The following is a 17,481-nucleotide window of genomic DNA, read 5'->3' as shown; positions in this document are numbered from 1 at the left end:
GCCGCCGCGCCGGCTGAGGCCCTGCGCGCGGGCGGCGCCAGGGCGTCGCGGGCGGCGGCGTCTTCCATTCTTTTCCTGCCCTTGCCGGAGGCCCTGCCGTGACCCATCCGTTTTCGCTCTCCGGTCGCACGGCCCTGGTGACCGGCTCGGCGGCCGGCCTCGGCTTCGAGATCGCCGCCGCCCTGGCGGTGGCCGGCGCTCATGTGCTGGTGAACGGGCGGGATGCGGCGCGGCTCGGGGCCGCCGTCACCGCCATCATCCAGCGCGGCGGCCACGCCTCGCCGCTGGTGCTGGATGTGTGCGATCCGGCGGCGGTGAGCGCGGCGGTGGCGGATCTCGGGCCCATCCACATCCTGGTGAACAACGCCGGGGTGCGTGACCGGCGGGCCTTTCTCGACATGCCGGCGGCGGATTTTCACCGCATGGTGGAGCTGGACCTTCTGGCGCCGGCCCATGTGACGCGGGAGGTGGCCAAGGGCATGGTGGCGCGTGGCGCGGGCGGCCGCATCATCAACATCACCTCCATCGCCGGGCCGCTCTCGCGGGCGGGGGATGCGGCCTACACCACCGCAAAGGGCGGGCTTGCGGCCTTCACGCGGGCGCTCGCGGCGGATCTCGGGCCGCACGGCATCACGGTCAACGCCATCGCACCGGGCTATTTCCTCACCGCGCCCAACGCCGAGCTGGCCAACGACCAGGCGGTGGGCGAGTGGCTGTCGCGCCGTACGGCGCTCGGCCGCTGGGGCAAGCCGGAGGAAGTGGCGGGGGCGGCGGTGTTTCTGGCCTCGCCTGCGGCGTCCTACGTCACCGGCACCGTGCTGGCGGTGGACGGCGGCTATCTCGCCCATTTCTGAGCGGCGTCAGCGCACCCAGAAGCGCGGCAGCAGCAGCACCAGGGCGGTGAGGATTTCCAGCCGTCCGAGCATCATGGCCAGCACCAGCACCCACAAAGCGGGGTCGGGCAGGCTGGCATAATTGCTGGAGGGGCCCACCACCGGGCCAAGGCCGGGACCCACATTGGCGAGGCAGGCGACCGCCGCCGAGAATGAGGTGATGAGGTCGAGCCCCATCAGGTTCAGCGTCAGCGCCGCGACGATGAAGGTGGCGAAGTAGAGAAACACGAAGCTCAGCACCGAGGCCACCACGTCATCGCTCACCGAGGCGCCACCGTAGCGGATGGGAAACACGCCGTGGCGAAAGGCGATGCGCTTGAAATGCTGGCGGATGGCCTTGCCGGTGATGGCGATGCGCATGGCCTTCAGGCCGCCGGAGGTGGAGCCGGTGCAGCCGCCCGCGAACATCAGCACGAAGAAGATGGCGTTCGAGAGCGCCCCCCAATTGGTGTAGTCCACCGACATGAAGCCGGTGGTGGAGATGATGGAGGAGACGGTGAACAGGGCGCCGCGGAAGGCGGTCTCGCCGCTGGCGATGCCCTGGGTGGTCTGCTGCAGGAACGAGGCGGCGGTGAACAGGGCCACGATGGTGAAGAACACCCGCACCTCGGGATTGGTGACGAGCCGCCGCACATCGCCATTGAGGGCCCGCACATAGAGCGGGAACGGCAGGGCGGCCACCAGCATGAACACGATGGCGACATAGTCCACCGCCGGTGTCTTGAACACCATCAATGAGTAATCGGAATTGGCGAAGCCCCCGCTGGAAAGGGTGGACATGGCCAGGGTGATGGCATCGAAGGTGCCCATGCCGGCCAGAGCAAAGCTCACGGCGCATAGCACCGTGAGCAGCACATAGGCGGTGATGAGCCCCTTGGCGATGGCCCCGGCGCGGGGCAGGAACTTTTCCGATTTGTCCGACGATTCGGTGCGGAACAGCTGCATGCCGCCGATGGACAGCACCGGCAGCACGGCGATGGCGATGGCGATGATTCCGATGCCGCCGAACCAGTGCAGCAGCGCGCGCCACAGCAGGATTCCCGGATACTGGGCATCCAGCCCCGACATGACGCTGGCGCCGGTGGTGGTGAGCCCCGACATGGCCTCGAACATGGCCTTTGTGAAGGTCAGCTGCGCGTGGCCCCACATCAGCGGCAGCGCCGCGAAGGTGGTCAGCACCACCCACACCGAGGCGGTGAGCAGGAAGGCCTGGCGCAGATCCAGTTTCTGGATGCCGGAGCCGCGGCCGGACATCCACAGCAGCACGCCCACGAAAATGGTGACGGCGGCAGAGCCGACGAATGCGCCCTGGCCGCCCGAGCCGGCGGCGAGGTCCACCAGCGCCGGCAGCAGCATGGCGGCGCCGAGAATCGCCAGGAGAATGCCGAGAGTCGCCGCCACTGGGCGCAGATTGAGGACCGAAAGCGCCTGCGCCTCGACCGTCGGAATACGCGCCGCGTGCATGTGCCCCCGCCTGCCTGTCCCCGCCTGCTGCGTCACCGCGCCGTGCCCGGTGCGCCGCGGGCGCTGCGCAAGGATTAGTGCATTTTCTCATGCGCGCGAAGCCTGAAGCGATCCGGAGCCTCGCGCGGCGGGTTGCGACACGCCGCTGGGTGCGACGGCAAAGGTGCGGGGCCGAAGCGTCGGCCCCGCACGGTGGCGCGGCTAGTTCAGGATGCGGCGGACATCGGGCACGTCGAGGGAAAAGGCGGGCACCTCGATGGAGAAGCGCTCGCCGCCCTCGGTCAGCATGTCATAGCTGCCGCTCATGATGCCGGTAGCGGTGGTGAGCGGCACGCCGCTCGTATATTCAAACCGGCCACCCGGGGGCAGCACCGGCTCTTCGCCCACCACGCCGGCGCCGTGGACTTCCTCCACATGGCCGTTGGCGTCGGTGATCATCCAGTGGCGGCCCTTCAGTTGCACGGTCTCGTTGCCGAGGTTGGCGACTTCGATGGTGTAGGCCCAAAAATAGCGGCTCTGGTCCGGCTCGGATCGTTCCGCCACGTAGCGCGGCGTGGCGGTGACCTGGATCTGCCGAGTAATGGCGCGGTACATCCCCGCTCAGCTCCCCTCAAGGCGGGGGCTGGCGCCCCCGCAGCCAAAAATGAGTTCGCGATCAGCTCGCGTGCAATCAAACGCGGGCAGCATATCGCGGGGCGCCGAGCCGCGCACCCTTCCCGTTGGCCTCAGATGGCGTCGAGCGCCTGGAGGAGATCGGTGACGAGGTCGTCGGGATGCTCCAGCCCCACGGAGAGGCGCAGCAGGCCATCGCTGATGCCCATCTCGGCGCGGGCCTCGGGGGTGAAGCGCTGGTGGGTGGTGGTGGCCGGATGGGTGATCAGGCTCTTGGCATCGCCCAGATTGTTGGAGATGCGGATGACCTTCAGCGCATCCATGAAGCGGAAGGCGGCCGCCTTGCCGCCGGCGATGGTGAAGGTCACGAGGGTGCCGCCGCCGCTCATCTGCCGCCGCGCCAGCGCCACCTGAGGGTGATCGGCCCGGAACGGATAGAGCGCCTTTTCCACGCGGGGGTCTTCGGCCAGCACATCGGCGATGCGGGCCGCGCTCGCCTGCATGCGCTCGACGCGGATGGCCAGGGTCTCCAGCCCCTTCAGCATCACCCAGGCGTTGAAGGGCGAGAGGGAAGGGCCGGTCTGGCGCAGGAACACCTGCAGCTCCTCGTCCATGAACTTGCGGGAACACAGCACCATGCCGCCCAGACAGCGGCCCTGTCCGTCCACATGCTTGGTGGTGGAATAGACCACCACGTCGGCGCCCAGTTCCAGCGGGTGCTGCAGCAGCGGGGTGGCGAACACATTGTCCACCACGAGGCGGGCACCGACCGCATGGGCGATCTCGGCCACCGCGGCGATGTCGACGATGTCGAGGGTGGGGTTGGTGGGGCTCTCCAGCAGGCACACCCGGGTGTTGGGGCGGATGCCGGCGCGCCAGGCTTCGATGTCGGTGCCGTCCACCAGGGTCACCTCCACCGCGAAGCGCGGCAGCAGCTCCTCCAGGATCCAGCGGCTGGAGCCGAACAGGGCGCGGGAAGCGAGCACGTGGTCGCCGGCCTTCACCTGGCACAGGATGGCCGCGTTCACCGCCGCCATGCCGGAGGCGGTGGCCCGGGCCACTTCGGCCCCTTCCAGCAGCGCCATGCGCTCCTCGAACATGGAGGTGGTGGGGTTGGCGTAGCGGGAATAGACGAAGCCGGGCTCGTCGCCGGTGAAGCGCGCCTCGCAGGAGGCGGCGCTGTCATAGACGAAGCCCTGGGTGAGGAAGATGGCCTCGGAGGTTTCGCCGAACGGCGAACGGGCGGTACCGCCATGCACCAGCCGCGTCTCGGGGTGCAGGGTCCGCGGGTCGGCGGGGGTGAAGGTGGTCGGGGTCTTGGCGGGCGCACCGGACGACATGGCAGTCTCCACGGCCGAGGGGATATTGCGTGAGACACCTTGCATTTGGCCGCGTCTTCACGGCACATGCGGTGCGTCGATCCGCTCATCCCCGGCCTTTTAGCAAGTTCGCTTTAACGTGGCTGCAAGCCGGCCGGCTCAAATTGACCACGAGCAGGATCACTAATGCCGGTGTCCCCTTGGCGTCAAGGAATTCGTTCGATAAATCGAACAAGGGGGCCGGCGAAGCGGATGTGAGGACGGCGCGTGGCGGAGTTATTGAAGCCGGGGATCCTTCCCGCCGAGGCCATTTCGGCCCTCAAGGCCCAGGGGGCCATCGCCTGCCGCAAGGCGCTGGATGTGGATCAGATCCAGCCCGCCAGCCTTGATCTCCGGCTGGGACGGGTGGCGTGGCGGGTGCGTGCCAGCTTCCTGCCGGGCGCCGGTGTCGGCGTCGAGGAGCGGCTCTCCGAACTGGCGCTGCACAAGCTCGATCTGAGCAATGGCGCGGTGCTGGAAACCGGTTGCGTCTATGTGGTGGAGCTGTTCGAGCGGCTGAAGCTGCCGCTGGATCTGGCCGCCGCCGCCAATCCCAAGAGCTCCACCGGGCGGCTCGACGTGTTCGTGCGCGTCATCACCGATGGCGCCCGCGCGTTCGATACCATTCCGGCCGGCTACAAGGGCCCGCTCTATCTGGAGGTGTCGCCGCGCACCTTCCCGATTCTGGTGCGCACCGGGTCGCGGCTGTCGCAGGTGCGGTTCCGCCGTGGCGTCGCCCGGCTCAACGACCTGGAACTGCTGAACCTGCAGAACGAAGCCTGCCTGGTGGATGCGTCGCAGCCGGATGTGGCCGCCGGCGGCATCGCCCTCGGCGTCGACCTGGCCGGTGATGCCCTGGGCGGCCTGCAGGGCTTCCGCGCCAAGCGCCACACCGGCGTCATCGACGTGGACCGGGCCGGGGTGCTGGACGTGGAGGACTTCTGGGAGCCCATCCGGGCCCGGGGGCCGAGCCACAATCTGGTGCTCGATCCGGACGCCTTCTACATCCTCGCCTCCCGCGAGGCGGTGCACGTGCCGCCGGACTATGCGGCGGAGATGGTGCCATTCGATCCGCTGGTGGGGGAATTCCGGGTGCATTACGCCGGCTTCTTCGACCCCGGCTTCGGCAATCCCGCCGCCGGCGGGCGTGGCGCGCGGGCGGTGCTCGAGGTGCGCTCGCGCGAGGTGCCGTTCATCCTGGAGCACGGCCAGACCGTGGGCCGGCTGGTCTATGAGCGCATGGCCGGGCGGCCGCAGACCCTCTATGGCGCCGACATGCGCTCCCATTACCAGGGGCAGGGGCTGAAGCTGTCCAAGCATTTCAAGCCGTTCGTGCCGAGCCTCTGAGGCTTGGCCGGTCACGGCGGCGTCATCTGCACGGTGCTGGCGGCCAGCGTGTGCTCCTTGCGCCAGGGGGTGTCGTCGGACAGCACGGTGCGCAGCTCGCGCAACGGCCGCAGCAGGGTTTCCGAATAGGCGAGATAGTCCGCCACCAGCGGCAGCGTGCCCTTCACCTGCGGGTCATCGGCCAAGGTGAGGGCGGTGGAGATGGCGGCATCCACCGCCGGTGCCGCCGCCGCCATGCCCCCCGCGCCGCCCTGGCCCAGCAGGATCTCGAAGGCGGTGAGGGTGCGCGAGCGCGCCGCTTCCACCACCGCCACCACCTCGTCCTTGGCGGCACTGGCGGCGAGGCGGTGGGAGATGTCCTCCAGCAGCGCCAGATAGGTGGTGAGCACGTCGAGGGTGGAGACGATGTTGGCGGCATCGCCGGCGGAATGTCCGAACACCTGCTCGGCGCCCAGATGCGGCACGCGATTGCCGAGCTGGCGGACCGCCTGGGCCAGGGGGGCGAGACTGACCGGCGTGCCGGGGCGGGGCCACCAGCTGGCGAAGGCGTCGCGGCAGCGGACCAGGATGGCGCGCACCTCCGGCCGCAGCTGGTCGGTCAGATAGACCGGCAGCACCACATAGGAGACCAGCAGGGCGATGCCGGCGCCGATGGCGGTCTCGTAGATGCGCGCCAGCATGCCCTGGGCCCCCAGGCCGTCGATGATGTGCAGGCCCAGCACCACGGAAAAGCCGACGGCGGCGGAAGCCACGTCGTAGCGGTCCTTCTGGGTGACGATGGAGGTCAGCTGCGCCAGCATGCACAGGCCGGCCAGCAGCCAGATGCGCTGGCCAAGGGCCAGGAACACGCCGATGCCCATCATGACGCCCACCAGTGTGCCGAGCACGCGATAGCGCACCCGGATATAGGTTTCCCCGACGCTGTTGCCGATGACGAACATCACCGTCATGGTCGCCCAATAAGCGTGGCTGAGGTGGAACCCCAGGTCGAGGCTGGTGGTGATGGAGGTGGCGATGGCCCCCTGGCAGGCCACCTTCAGCGGCGCGGAGAGCCGCACCGCGCCATCGGCCGCCCGCTCCAGGAGCGGGATCGGCCGGGGCGCCGGCAGCTGCACCTCGGTCTCATGCGGGTGGGGCGGCGGGAACGGCGCGGTTTCAGCGGCGGCGATGCCGGTGATGACCAGCGACAGGCGATCGAACGCGGTGAGCGCCCGCAGCAGGGCGAATCGTCCTTCGGGCGGCAGCTCCGGGGAAAACGCCCGCTCCCGCAGCAGCGCCACCGCCCGCTCGAACCGCTCCTCCGACTGGATGTCGCTGATGTGGATGGTCTCCAGCCGGCGGGCGATATGGTCCACCGCCGCCGCGAACGGGCCGCGCCAATCCGGTTGGTTGGCCACGTGCTGGGGGATGCAGCTGGCCAGAAGCTCCACCGCCACCCGCAGCCGGTAGAATTTGGCGCGCAGCGCCTCGAAATCCTCGCGGGCGCCGGGGTCTTCCGCGGTGGCGTTGGCGAGCGCGTTCCACACCCGGCTCCGCAGGCCTTCCAGCGGCGTGGCGGCCTCCTCGGGAAACGGGCGGGCTTCGCGGACCGCATCGGACATGTCCCGCAGATAGGCCGCCACCGCATCCTGGATGTCGATGGTGGAGCGGACATAGGCGGCCACCGCCGAGGGGCGCCACGGCGAGAGCCGCAGCAGCGCCCCCACCATCGCCCCCTGGCAGAAGGCGAGCAGCAGGCAGGCGGCCTGGAACCGGGTGGGGTTGAGAATGGTTCCCACCGTGGCCACCACGATCAGCGCCAGGCCGAGCCGCTGGCCGTCCATGCCGTAGCGCCGCAGCACCAGGGCGGTGAAGGACAGGGGAATGAGCAGTAGCTTCTGCGCCATGGCGGCCAACGGCCCATCCCCCGGGCCGATCAGCGTCAGCACCACCAGGAAGGTGGCCGAGACGAGGAACAGCCGCCCCATGGTGCGCGCCTCGGCGCGGCGGCTGGCGGCGGGGTTGAAGGAGATCATCACCAGGGCGCCGGCGCCCGCCATCATGGGAAAGGTGATCTCCATGCCGAGCTGCAGCGTCCGCGAGGTGGCGAGGCCGCAGAAGATCACGATGATGAAGGCGAGGCCGAGATGGGCCGCCCGCGTGGCATCGATGCCGCCGGGATCATGATCGGCGAGCCAGCCGGCGAGCCGCTGCAGCCAGGGGCTCTTCGGGCGGTGGGGAGGCGGCGGCGGGGAGGACATGGTGGCGGGTCCGGCTCGGGTCACTCGCGGCGGGCGGGTCCGGCACAGGGGCTCGGGGACGGCGGCCAAATTTCATGGTTCGCCGCGGCTGTCCAGTGCGCGATGGTCACGAAGAGGCTAACCTGGCGATATCTTGCGGGAGAGTGCGCGTGCAGCCCTTGAAACTCTATTGCTTCGCCGAATCCGGAAACGCCTATCGCGCGGCGCTGATGCTGCAATTGTGCGACCTGCCCTGGGAGCCGGTGTTCGTCGACTATTTCAAGGGGGAAACCCGCTCCCCCGCCTATCGCCTCAAGGTGAACGAAATGGGCGAGGTGCCGGTGCTGGACGACGGCGGCCTGAAGCTCACCCAGTCCGGCGTCATCCTCGATTATCTCGCCGACAAGACCGGCCGCTTCAAGCCCGACGGGGAGGCCGAGCGACGCGAGGTGCTGCGCTGGATCCTGTTCGACAACCACAAGTTCACCAGCTACTTCGCCACCCTGCGGTTTCTGGTGGGGCTGTCGGGCCATGACGAGGGGGAATTGACCGCCTTCCTGCGCGCCCGGGCGCTGGCCGCCTATGGCATCGTCGATGGCCATCTGTCCCGCTCCGATTTCCTGGTGGGCTCAACCCCGACCATCGCCGACATCTCGCTGGCCGGCTACATCTATTATCCCGAGCGGGCCGGCGTGGAGCTCGATGCGTTTCCCCATATCGCCCGCTGGGCCGCGCGCCTCGCCGCCTTGCCCGGCTGGATGCATCCTTATGATCTGATGCCCGGCCGCACCTCCTCCTGCGCGTCGACATGAGCCGCGGGCTTCAACTGGCGGCGGAAGTGCAGTAGAGCCCATTTCCGAACGAACAGCTCGGCCGCACGCGGCCGCGACAGCAGGCCCGGGCCGCGCAGGGGCGCGGCATCGGGGCAAGCGGGGATGGGGCCATGGTGAGCGAGACGACGGCGCGGGTTTCGGAGCTCTATGCGGCACGGCTCGCCGCTGGCGACATCTCCGAGGACCCGGCCCAGGCGGCGGTGGTGGCCGAGTTCGCCCGCCTGGAACTGGAGCTGCGGCAGCGCGCCCTGGCGCGGAAATCCTCTGCCCTCGGCTGGCTGTTCCAGCGCCGCGCACCGGTGGTGCCCAAGGGGCTCTACATCTATGGCGAGGTGGGCCGCGGCAAGAGCATGCTGATGGACCTCTTCTATGAGGCCCTGCCGCCCGCCGGCAAGCGACGCGCCCATTTCCACGCCTTCATGGGCGATGTACACGAGCGCATCTTCAAGGAGCGCCAGGCGCAGAAGGCGGGCGACCGCAAGGCTGCCGATCCCATCGCCCCGGTGGCTGCGGCGCTGGCGGGCGAGGCCAAGGTGCTGTGCTTCGACGAGTTCCATGTCACCGATATCGCCGATGCCATGATCCTCGGCCGCCTGTTCGAGAAATTGTTCGCCGACGGGGTGGTGGTGGTGGCCACCTCCAACGTGGCGCCCAAGAACCTTTATGCGGGCGGGCTCAACCGCGCCCTGTTCCTGCCCTTCATCGGCATGATTGAAGAGCGCATGAAGGTGCTCTCCCTCGAATCGCGGACCGACTACCGCATGGAGAAGCTGGAAGGCCTCTCCACCTGGTACACCCCGCTGGGGCCGGAGGCGGATGCGGCCATCGATGCCGCCTGGCTGCGGCTCGCCGGGCCCAGCGGAGGCAAGCCCTCCTGGATCGAGCTGAAGGGCCGGCGCCTGGAAGTGCCGGTGATGGCCCATGGAGCGGCGCGCTTCTCCTTCGCCAATCTGTGCGAGGCGCCGCTCGGCCCCAATCCGGACTATCTGAGCCTGGCGCGCATGTTCCACACCCTGGTGGTGGAACATATTCCGGTGATGGGGCCGGACCAGCGCAACGAGGCCAAGCGCTTCATCTCCCTCATCGACACCCTGTACGACGCCAATGTGAAGCTGATCGCCTCCGCAGCGGCGCCGCCGGAAGGGCTCTATGTGGCGAGCGAGGGCACGGAGGCGTTCGAGTTCGCCCGCACCGTCTCCCGCCTGCACGAGATGCGCTCCGGCGAATATCTCGCCAAGCCCCATGGCCGCCCGGATTCCTCCGCTTCCGGTGACACCACCGGTCTGGTGGAGACCTGACCGGCCGCCGACGGATATGCCCCTCGGTGCCCTGCTGGCCTGCCTTGCTTGTCTACCCTGCGCGTCGCCGGGGCCACCCGCCGCCGTCGCGAAAAGGCCTTGAGGCGCGCGCAGGCTCCAGTCTGCCGAACTGCGTCTGACCTGGGATGAACGGCGATGCGCGCCGCGCAATGCGTCGACATCCGGCGGCTGTTTCGCGGCGGTGGAAGGGGAGCTTTGCCATGCGTTCAAGAACGTTGCTTGTCTCAGCTGTGCTCGCGGTCGTCGGCTCATCGACCGGTTTTGCTCAATCCGCTGCGCCTGCTACGCCGGCGCCGACAGTGGCCAAGGCCGAGGTGATCGGCAATGCGGGTAAGCCCATCGGCGCGGTGACCGCCACCGGCACCGAGCGGGTCACCATCGTGCGGCTCATGCTCGCGCCCGGAGCGGTGCAGCCGGGCTGGCACGGGATTCACTTCCATGCGGTGGCGGATTGCTCGGACCCGGAGAAGTTCGCCGCTTCCAAGGCCCATGTGAACCATGGCGGCAAGGCCCATGGCCTGCTCAACCCCAACGGGCCGGACGAGGGCGATCTGGCGAACGTGTTCGCCGCCGCCGATGGCTCGGTGAATGCGGAAGTGACGAGCCCCACCGGCCTTGTGGGTCCGAAGGGGCTGCTCGATGCGGACGGCTTCGCGCTGGTGATCCACGCCAGCCCCGATGACCACACCAGCCAGCCCATCGGCGGCGCCGGTGCCCGGGTGGGCTGCGCCGCCTTCAAGGCGTCCTGACCGTCTGATTGCGCTCAGCAAAAACCCCTGCCGCGCTCAGCGCGGCAGGGTGGTGGCGCCCATCAGCGCCTTGTCGATGGCGTGGGCGGCCTGGCGACCCTCGCGGATGGCCCAGACCACCAGCGACTGGCCGCGGCGCATGTCGCCGGCGGCATAGAGCTTCGGCACCGAGGTAGCATAGTCCTCGTCATTGGCAGCCACGTTGCCGCGCTTGTCGAGGGCGACGCCGGTGTCCGCCAGCATCCCTTCGTGGATGGGATGGGCGAAGCCGATGGCCAGGAACACCAGATCGGCGCGCAGCACGAATTCGGTGCCGGGGATGGGCTCGCGCTTGGCATCCACGCGGGCGCACTTCACGCCGGTGACGCGGCCGTTGCGGCCCTCGATGCCCAAGGTGGCGCAGGCGAACTCGCGCTCGGCGCCCTCGGCCTGGGAGGAGGAGGTGCGGAACTTGGTGGGCCAATAGGGCCACACCGCCAGCTTGTCCTCCTTCATGGGGGGCACCGGGCGGATGTCCAGCTGGGTCACCGAGAGGGCGCCCTGGCGGAAGGCGGTGCCGACGCAGTCGGAGGCGGTATCGCCGCCGCCCACCACCACCACATGCTTACCGCCGGCGAGGATCGGCAGCTCCTGCACCTCTTCGTCGCCTTCGCGGCGGTTGGACTGCACCAGATAGGGCATGGCGTAATGCACGCCCTCGAACTCCTGGCCCGTGAGCTTGGGATCGCGCGGGGCTTCCGAGCCGCCAGCCAGCAGCACCGCGTCGTGGCGGTCCAGCAGCTCCTGCAGCGGGGTGGAGACGCCCACGTTGACGCCATAATGGAAGGTGACGCCCTCGGCCTCCAGCTGCTGCACGCGGCGGTCGATGTGCTTCTTTTCCATCTTGAAGTCGGGAATGCCATAGCGCAGCAGGCCGCCGGCCTTGGGCTCGCGCTCATACAGATGCACGTCGTGGCCGGCGCGGGCCAGCTGCTGGGCGGCGGCAAGGCCGGCGGGGCCGGAGCCGATGACGCCCACGCTCTTGCCGGTCTTCACCTTCGCCGGCTCGGGCTTGATCCAGCCCTTCTTCCAGCCCATGTCGGCGATGGACTGCTCCACCGTCTTGATGGTGACCGGCATGTCCTCGAGGTTGAGGGTGCAGGCTTCCTCGCACGGGGCCGGGCAGATGCGGCCGGTGAACTCGGGGAAATTGTTGGTAGAATGGAGGTTGCGGACCGCCTCTTCCCACTCGCCGCGATAGACGAGGTCGTTCCAGTCGGGGATCTGGTTGTGCACCGGGCAGCCGGTGGGGCCGTGGCAGAAGGGAATGCCGCAATCCATGCAGCGCGAGGCCTGGTTCACCACCTCGGATTCGGGCAGCGGCAGGGTGAATTCGTGGAAGTGGCGAATCCGGTCCGATGCGGGCTGATACTTCTGCTCGCGCCGATCAATCTCCAGAAATCCCGTGACCTTGCCCATAAGAACCTCTTTGGCGAACCTCGTGGCGGGAGCGCCGCGCGCCGCTTTTGCGCGCCTCGTGCTCCATTACAAGAATTAGAACAGCTTGAGGAGGCTGATTTCGCGCGGGCGAGCCCCCCCAACCCTGGCTGGAAAAGCCCCCCGCGAGCGTTGCCGAGGCGGGGGAGGGGAGGGGCATGCGCGGCGCGCGGTGACCTGACCGGAGCTGTTCCGCCGCCGTTGGCGGCAGCCCCGCCCCACCGTCTCCCGGGTGGGAGCGGCAGGGAGGGGGACCCGCCTATTCCGCGGCGGCGAGGCCGCGCAGTTTCTCCATGTCGCGCAGGGCACGCCGGTATTCCACCGGCATCACCTTCACGAACTTGGAGCGATACTCCGCCCAATTGTCGAGGATGGTCTGCGCCCGCGTCGAACCCGTGTAGTGCAGGTGCTTGGCGATCAACTGGTGCAGGCGTTCCTCGTCATGGCGCGACATGTCCGAGTGGACGTCGATGCGGCCCTTGAACTCCAGGTCGCCGCCGTGGTGGTGGAGGCGCTCCAGCAGGTCCTCCTCCTCTTCCACCGGCTCGAGGTCCACCATGGACAGGTTGCAGCGCTTGGCGAAGGTCTTGTCCTCGTCGAGCACATAGGCGACGCCGCCGGACATGCCGGCCGCGAAGTTGCGCCCGGTGGGGCCGATCACCACCACCACGCCGCCGGTCATGTATTCGCAGCCGTGGTCGCCGGTGCCTTCCACCACGGCGATGGCGCCGGAGTTGCGCACCGAGAAGCGCTCGCCGGCGACGCCGCGGAAGTAGCACTCGCCCTCGGTGGCGCCATACATCACCGTATTGCCGACGATGATGGACTGCTCCGGAATGATGGCGGTGTTGGCCGGCGGCCGGACGATGATGCGCCCGCCCGAGAGGCCCTTGCCCACATAGTCGTTGGCCTCGCCCACCAGGTCGAAGGTGACGCCGGTGGCGAGGAAGGCGCCGAACGCCTGGCCCGCGGTGCCGGTGAGGGTGACGTGGATGGTGTCATCCGGCAGGCCGGCACCGCCATGGCGCTTGGCCACCTGGCCGGAGAGCATGGCGCCGGCGGAGCGGTCCACCGAGCGGATCGGCGTCTCGATCACCACCTTCTCGCCGTGCTCCAGCGCCGGCATGGCCTTCTCGATCAGGCTGCGGTCCAGCACCTTCTCGATGGGGTGGTGCTGGCGCTCGGTGTGGCGGATGCCCACGTCGGCCGGCATGTCCGGCTTGGCGAACAGCTTGGAGAAATCGAGGCCCTTGGCCTTCCAATGGTCTATGGCGGTCTGCTGGTCGAGCACGTCGACCCGGCCCACCATGTCCTCGATCTTCCGGAAGCCCAGCTGCGCCATGTACTCGCGCACTTCCTCGGCGACGAAGAAGAAGTAGTTGATGACGTGCTCGGGCGTGCCCTTGAAGCGCTTACGCAGCACCGGGTCCTGGGTGGCGACGCCCACCGGGCAGGTGTTGAGGTGGCACTTGCGCATCATGATGCAGCCGGCGGAGATCAAGGGCGCGGTGGAGAAGGCGAACTCGTCCGCCCCCATCAAGGCGCCGATCACCACGTCGCGGCCGGTGCGGAAGCCGCCGTCCACCTGCAGCGCCACCCGCGAGCGCAGGCGGTTGGCCACCAGGGTCTGCTGGGTCTCGGCGAGGCCCAGCTCCCACGGCGAGCCGGCGTGCTTGATGGAGGTGAGCGGCGAAGCGCCGGTGCCGCCCTCGAAGCCGGAGATGGTGATGTGGTCGGCCCGCGCCTTGGCGACGCCGGCGGCCACCGTGCCCACGCCCACCTCGGAGACGAGCTTCACCGACACATCCGCATCGGGGTTCACGTTCTTGAGGTCGTAGATGAGCTGCGCCAGATCCTCGATGGAATAGATGTCGTGGTGCGGCGGCGGGGAGATGAGGCCGACGCCCGGGGTGGAGTGGCGCACCTTGGCGATCACCGCATCCACCTTGTGGCCGGGCAACTGGCCGCCCTCGCCGGGCTTGGCGCCCTGGGCCACCTTGATCTGCATCACGTCGGCATTGACCAGATATTCGGCGGTGACGCCGAACCGGCCCGAGGCCACCTGCTTGATGGCCGAGCGCATGCTGTCGCCATTGGGCAGGGGCTTGAAGCGCTCCGGCTCCTCGCCGCCCTCGCCGGTGTTCGACTTGCCGCCGATCCGGTTCATGGCGATGGCGAGGGTGGTGTGCGCCTCCCGCGAGATGGAGCCGAACGACATGGCACCGGTGACGAAGCGCTTCACGATCTCCGCGGCGGGTTCCACCTCGGAAATGTCGATGGGCTCGTGGCCGATCTCCTGCGCCTCGCGGATGCGGAACAGGGAGCGCAGGGTCAGGAGCTTCTCGTCATGGGCGTTCACCATGCTGGCGAAGGCGCGGTACTGGTCCTGGGCATTGCCGCGCACGGCATGCTGCAGGGTCGCCACCGTGTCCGGGGTCCAGGCATGGTCCTCGCCGCGCATGCGGTAGGCATATTCGCCGCCCACATCGAGCGCCATGCGATAGACCGGGGCATCCGAGAAGGCGAGCTTGTGCCGCAGCACGCTCTCTTCGGCGATCTCGGGAAGGCCGATACCTTCCACCGTGGTGGCGGTGCCGAAGAAATACTTCTCCACCAGCGCCGAGTTGAGGCCCACCGCATCGAAGATCTGCGCGCCGCAATAGGACTGGTAGGTGGAGATGCCCATCTTGGACATCACCTTCAAGAGCCCCTTGTCCACCGACTTGATGAAGCGCTTGACGATTTCCTTGTCGTCCACCTCCTCCGGGATCTCGTCCTTCATGGCGAGCAGGGTCTCGAAGGCGAGATAGGGGTTGATGGCCTCGGCGCCATAGCCGGCGAGGCAGGCGAAGTGGTGCACCTCGCGCGCTTCACCGGTCTCCACCACCAGGCCCACGGAGGTGCGCAGGCCCTTGCGGATGAGGTGGTGATGCACCGCCGCGGTGGCCAGCAGCGCCGGGATCGGGATGCGATCGGGGCCGGTCATGCGGTCGGACAGGATGATGATGTTGTAGCCGCCGTGCACCGCCGCCTCGGCGCGGTCGCACAGGTGCGCCACCGCTTCCTCCATCCCCGCGGCGCCCTTCTCGGCGCTGTAGGTGATGTCGAGGGTGCGGGTGTCGAACCGCTCCTCCATCATGCCGATGGAGCGGATCTTTTCCAGGTCCTCATTGGTGAGGATGGGCTGGCGCACTTCCAGCCGCTTGCGGCGGGCGGTGCCTTCCAGATCAAAGATGTTCGGCCGCGGCCCGATGAAGGAGACGAGGCTCATCACCAGCTCCTCGCGGATCGGGTCGATGGGCGGGTTCGTCACCTGGGCGAAGTTCTGCTGGAAATAGGTGAACAGCGACTTCGACTTGTTGGACAGCACCGAAATGGGGGTGTCGGTGCCCATGGAGCCCACCGCTTCCTGGCCGGTGATGGCCATGGGCGCCATGAGGAGCTTCAGGTCTTCCTGGGTGTAGCCGAACGCCTGCTGGCGATCGAGCAGCGACACGTCGGTGCGCACCTCGCGCGCTTCCACCGGGCGCAGCTCCTCCAGCACCAGCTGGGTGTGCTTCAGCCACTCCTTGTAGGGGTTGGCGCGGGCGAGCTCGGTCTTGATCTCCTCATCGGGAATGAGGCGACCTTCCTCCAGGTCCACCAGCAGCATCTTGCCCGGCTGCAGGCGCCACTTGGTGACGATCTTCTCCTCCGGCACCGTCAGCACGCCCATTTCCGAGGCGAGAACGATGGTGTCGTCGGTGGTCACCATGTAGCGGGCGGGGCGCAGGCCGTTGCGGTCCAGCGTCGCGACGATCTGCCGGCCGTCGGTGGCGACGATGGCGGCGGGGCCGTCCCACGGCTCCATGAGCGAGGCGTGATACTCGTAGAACGCGCGCCGCTCGTTATCCATCAGCGGGTTGCCGGCCCAGGCTTCGGGCACCAGCATCATGGCCGCGTGGGGCAGCGAATAGCCGCCCTGCACCAGGAATTCGAGCGCGTTGTCGAAGCAGGCGGTGTCCGACTGGCCTTCATAGCTGATGGGCCACAGCTTGGAGATGTCGGCGCCGAACAGCTCCGAATCCACGCTGGCCTGCCGCGCCGCCATCCAGTTGACGTTGCCGCGCAGGGTGTTGATCTCGCCATTGTGGGCCACCATGCGATAGGGGTGGGCCAAAGGCCAGGCCGGGAAGGTGTTGGTGGAGAAGCGCTGGTGCACGAGGGCGAGGGCGCTCTCGAAATCCGGATCATGCAGGTCGGGATAATAGGCGCCCAGCTGGTCGGCCAGGAACATGCCCTTGTAGACCAGGGTCCGGCACGACAGGGAGACCGTGTAATAGCCGGCGGTGCGCGGATCGTTGGCGCCGAACACGATGTTCGACACCACCTTGCGCAGGATGAACAGGCGCCGCTCGAAGCCGTCCTCGTCGCCGGCGAAGTCACCGCGGCCGATGAACACCTGGCTGTGCAGGGGCTCGGTGGGCAGCACGCTCACGCCCAAAGACGAATTGTCGGTGGGCACCTCGCGCCAGCCGATGAGGGAGAGGCCTTCCTCGGCCACCGCCCGCTCGAAGGTGGCGCGCACGAACTCGCGGCCTTCCGCGTCGCGCGGCATGAACAGGTGGCCGACCGCATACTGGCCGGGCTCGGGCAGGGTGAAGCCGAGGCGCGTGGCCTCCTTCACGAAGAACTTGTGGGGGATCTGCACCAGCATGCCGGCGCCGTCGCCGGCGCGCGGGTCGGCGCCCACGGCGCCGCGGTGCTCGAGGTTCAGCACGATCTTGATGCCGTCCTCGACGATCTTGTGGGACTTGCGGCCCTTGATGTCGGCGACGAAGCCGACGCCGCAGGCGTCGCGCTCGTGGGCCGGGTCGAACAGGCCGAACGGCGCCGGGCGGCCGACGATCGCCGTGCCTTTCACGGCGGCGGCACCCTGAGCCACGCTTCCGTTCCAGCCATCCTTGCGATCTGAACCTGCCATCGTGTCGTCCCTTTTCATTTGTCGAGCCGAAAGCGCGCCCGCGCGCTGCCGGTCAATTCCACCCTGCCTTGGCATTATCCGCCCGCACCGGTCATGTTTGGCCCACGCACCGGTGGTGTCGCCAAACTGCCGCGACGCCGCCTACCGCGCAATGGGTCTATCCGCAACTCCGTGCTTTGCAACTTCCACGCCACCCCGGCCGTCATCACCGCATCGGACGTGCGTCCGTTGCGTTCTGTCAGGCTTGG

11 protein-coding genes and 1 riboswitch are annotated in these 17,481 nt (G+C 68.4%); of the genes, 5 read left to right on the top strand and 6 right to left on the bottom strand.

What is annotated here, in order from left to right; all coding sequences use genetic code 11:
• The first annotated feature begins 98 nt into the window (after window positions 1-98).
• Complete coding sequence (locus tag MEU52_RS04735) at window positions 99-854, top strand: SDR family oxidoreductase (protein WP_238119757.1); 756 nt, start codon at window positions 99-101, stop codon at window positions 852-854.
• Between the two features lie 6 nt (window positions 855-860).
• On the opposite strand, the gene MEU52_RS04730 is transcribed toward MEU52_RS04735, so the two are convergent.
• From MEU52_RS04730 to MEU52_RS04720, 3 genes are all read right to left on the bottom strand, one after another.
• Entirely contained in the window at window positions 861-2,357 is a 1,497-nt protein-coding gene (locus MEU52_RS04730) for a TrkH family potassium uptake protein (RefSeq protein ID WP_238119758.1), read from the bottom strand.
• Window positions 2,358-2,558: 201 nt separating this feature from the next.
• Window positions 2,559-2,951, bottom strand: coding sequence for a Co2+/Mg2+ efflux protein ApaG (apaG, locus tag MEU52_RS04725; RefSeq protein WP_238119759.1), 393 nt, complete (start codon window positions 2,949-2,951; stop codon window positions 2,559-2,561).
• A 131-nt stretch (window positions 2,952-3,082) separates the two neighbouring features.
• Entirely contained in the window at window positions 3,083-4,309 is a 1,227-nt protein-coding gene (locus MEU52_RS04720; RefSeq protein ID WP_238119760.1) for an O-succinylhomoserine sulfhydrylase, read from the bottom strand.
• A 79-nt stretch (window positions 4,310-4,388) separates the two neighbouring features.
• A riboswitch (SAM riboswitch) is annotated at window positions 4,389-4,470 on the bottom strand.
• Between the two features lie 85 nt (window positions 4,471-4,555).
• On the opposite strand from MEU52_RS04720, the gene MEU52_RS04715 reads away from it, so the two are divergent.
• Window positions 4,556-5,674: a 2'-deoxycytidine 5'-triphosphate deaminase gene (locus MEU52_RS04715; protein WP_238119761.1), complete on the top strand. Its 1,119-nt coding sequence runs from the start codon at window positions 4,556-4,558 to the stop codon at window positions 5,672-5,674.
• Between the two features lie 11 nt (window positions 5,675-5,685).
• On the opposite strand, the gene MEU52_RS04710 is transcribed toward MEU52_RS04715, so the two are convergent.
• The gene (locus tag MEU52_RS04710; protein WP_238119762.1) at window positions 5,686-7,914 is read right to left on the bottom strand and encodes an FUSC family protein; all 2,229 of its coding nucleotides are present in this window, start codon (window positions 7,912-7,914) and stop codon (window positions 5,686-5,688) included.
• A 149-nt stretch (window positions 7,915-8,063) separates the two neighbouring features.
• Between MEU52_RS04710 and MEU52_RS04705 the strand changes: the two genes are divergently transcribed.
• From MEU52_RS04705 to MEU52_RS04695, 3 genes are all read left to right on the top strand, one after another.
• Window positions 8,064-8,705, top strand: coding sequence for a glutathione S-transferase family protein (locus MEU52_RS04705; RefSeq protein WP_238119763.1), 642 nt, complete (start codon window positions 8,064-8,066; stop codon window positions 8,703-8,705).
• A gap of 131 nt (window positions 8,706-8,836) precedes the next feature.
• A complete protein-coding gene (zapE, locus tag MEU52_RS04700; RefSeq protein WP_238119764.1) occupies window positions 8,837-10,024 on the top strand; it encodes a cell division protein ZapE in 1,188 nt (395 codons plus the stop codon).
• Between the two features lie 146 nt (window positions 10,025-10,170).
• Window positions 10,171-10,794 carry a superoxide dismutase family protein gene (locus tag MEU52_RS04695; protein ID WP_443265970.1) on the top strand — a complete coding sequence of 208 codons (624 nt, stop codon included), beginning with the start codon at window positions 10,171-10,173 and terminating at the stop codon, window positions 10,792-10,794.
• 36 nt (window positions 10,795-10,830) lie between these two features.
• On the opposite strand, the gene MEU52_RS04690 is transcribed toward MEU52_RS04695, so the two are convergent.
• Window positions 10,831-12,252 (bottom strand): glutamate synthase subunit beta, encoded by a 1,422-nt coding sequence (locus MEU52_RS04690; RefSeq protein ID WP_238119766.1) that lies wholly within the window; start codon window positions 12,250-12,252, stop codon window positions 10,831-10,833.
• A 277-nt stretch (window positions 12,253-12,529) separates the two neighbouring features.
• Complete coding sequence (gene gltB, locus MEU52_RS04685; RefSeq protein ID WP_238119767.1) at window positions 12,530-17,233, bottom strand: glutamate synthase large subunit; 4,704 nt, start codon at window positions 17,231-17,233, stop codon at window positions 12,530-12,532.
• Between the last annotated feature and the right edge of the window lie 248 nt (window positions 17,234-17,481).

The organism is Xanthobacter sp. NM-25 (assembly GCF_022138605.1).
GTDB lineage: Bacteria > Pseudomonadota > Alphaproteobacteria > Rhizobiales > Xanthobacteraceae > Xanthobacter.
Note: the sequence above shows the minus strand (reverse complement) of the source record. Positions and strands in the feature narration are given on the sequence as shown.

Bases quoted from the DNA above. Each gene is read 5' to 3' on its own strand.
- MEU52_RS04730 (WP_238119758.1), bottom strand. From the start codon at position 2,357: ATGCACGCGGCGCGTATTCCGACGGTCGAGGCGCAGGCGCTTTCGGTC.
- apaG (WP_238119759.1), bottom strand. From the start codon at position 2,951: ATGTACCGCGCCATTACTCGGCAGATCCAGGTCACCGCCACGCCGCGC.
- MEU52_RS04720 (WP_238119760.1), bottom strand. From the start codon at position 4,309: ATGTCGTCCGGTGCGCCCGCCAAGACCCCGACCACCTTCACCCCCGCC.
- MEU52_RS04710 (WP_238119762.1), bottom strand. From the start codon at position 7,914: ATGTCCTCCCCGCCGCCGCCTCCCCACCGCCCGAAGAGCCCCTGGCTG.
- zapE (WP_238119764.1), top strand. From the start codon at position 8,837: ATGGTGAGCGAGACGACGGCGCGGGTTTCGGAGCTCTATGCGGCACGG.
- MEU52_RS04695 (WP_443265970.1), top strand. From the start codon at position 10,171: ATGAACGGCGATGCGCGCCGCGCAATGCGTCGACATCCGGCGGCTGTT.
- MEU52_RS04690 (WP_238119766.1), bottom strand. From the start codon at position 12,252: ATGGGCAAGGTCACGGGATTTCTGGAGATTGATCGGCGCGAGCAGAAG.
- gltB (WP_238119767.1), bottom strand. From the start codon at position 17,233: ATGGCAGGTTCAGATCGCAAGGATGGCTGGAACGGAAGCGTGGCTCAG.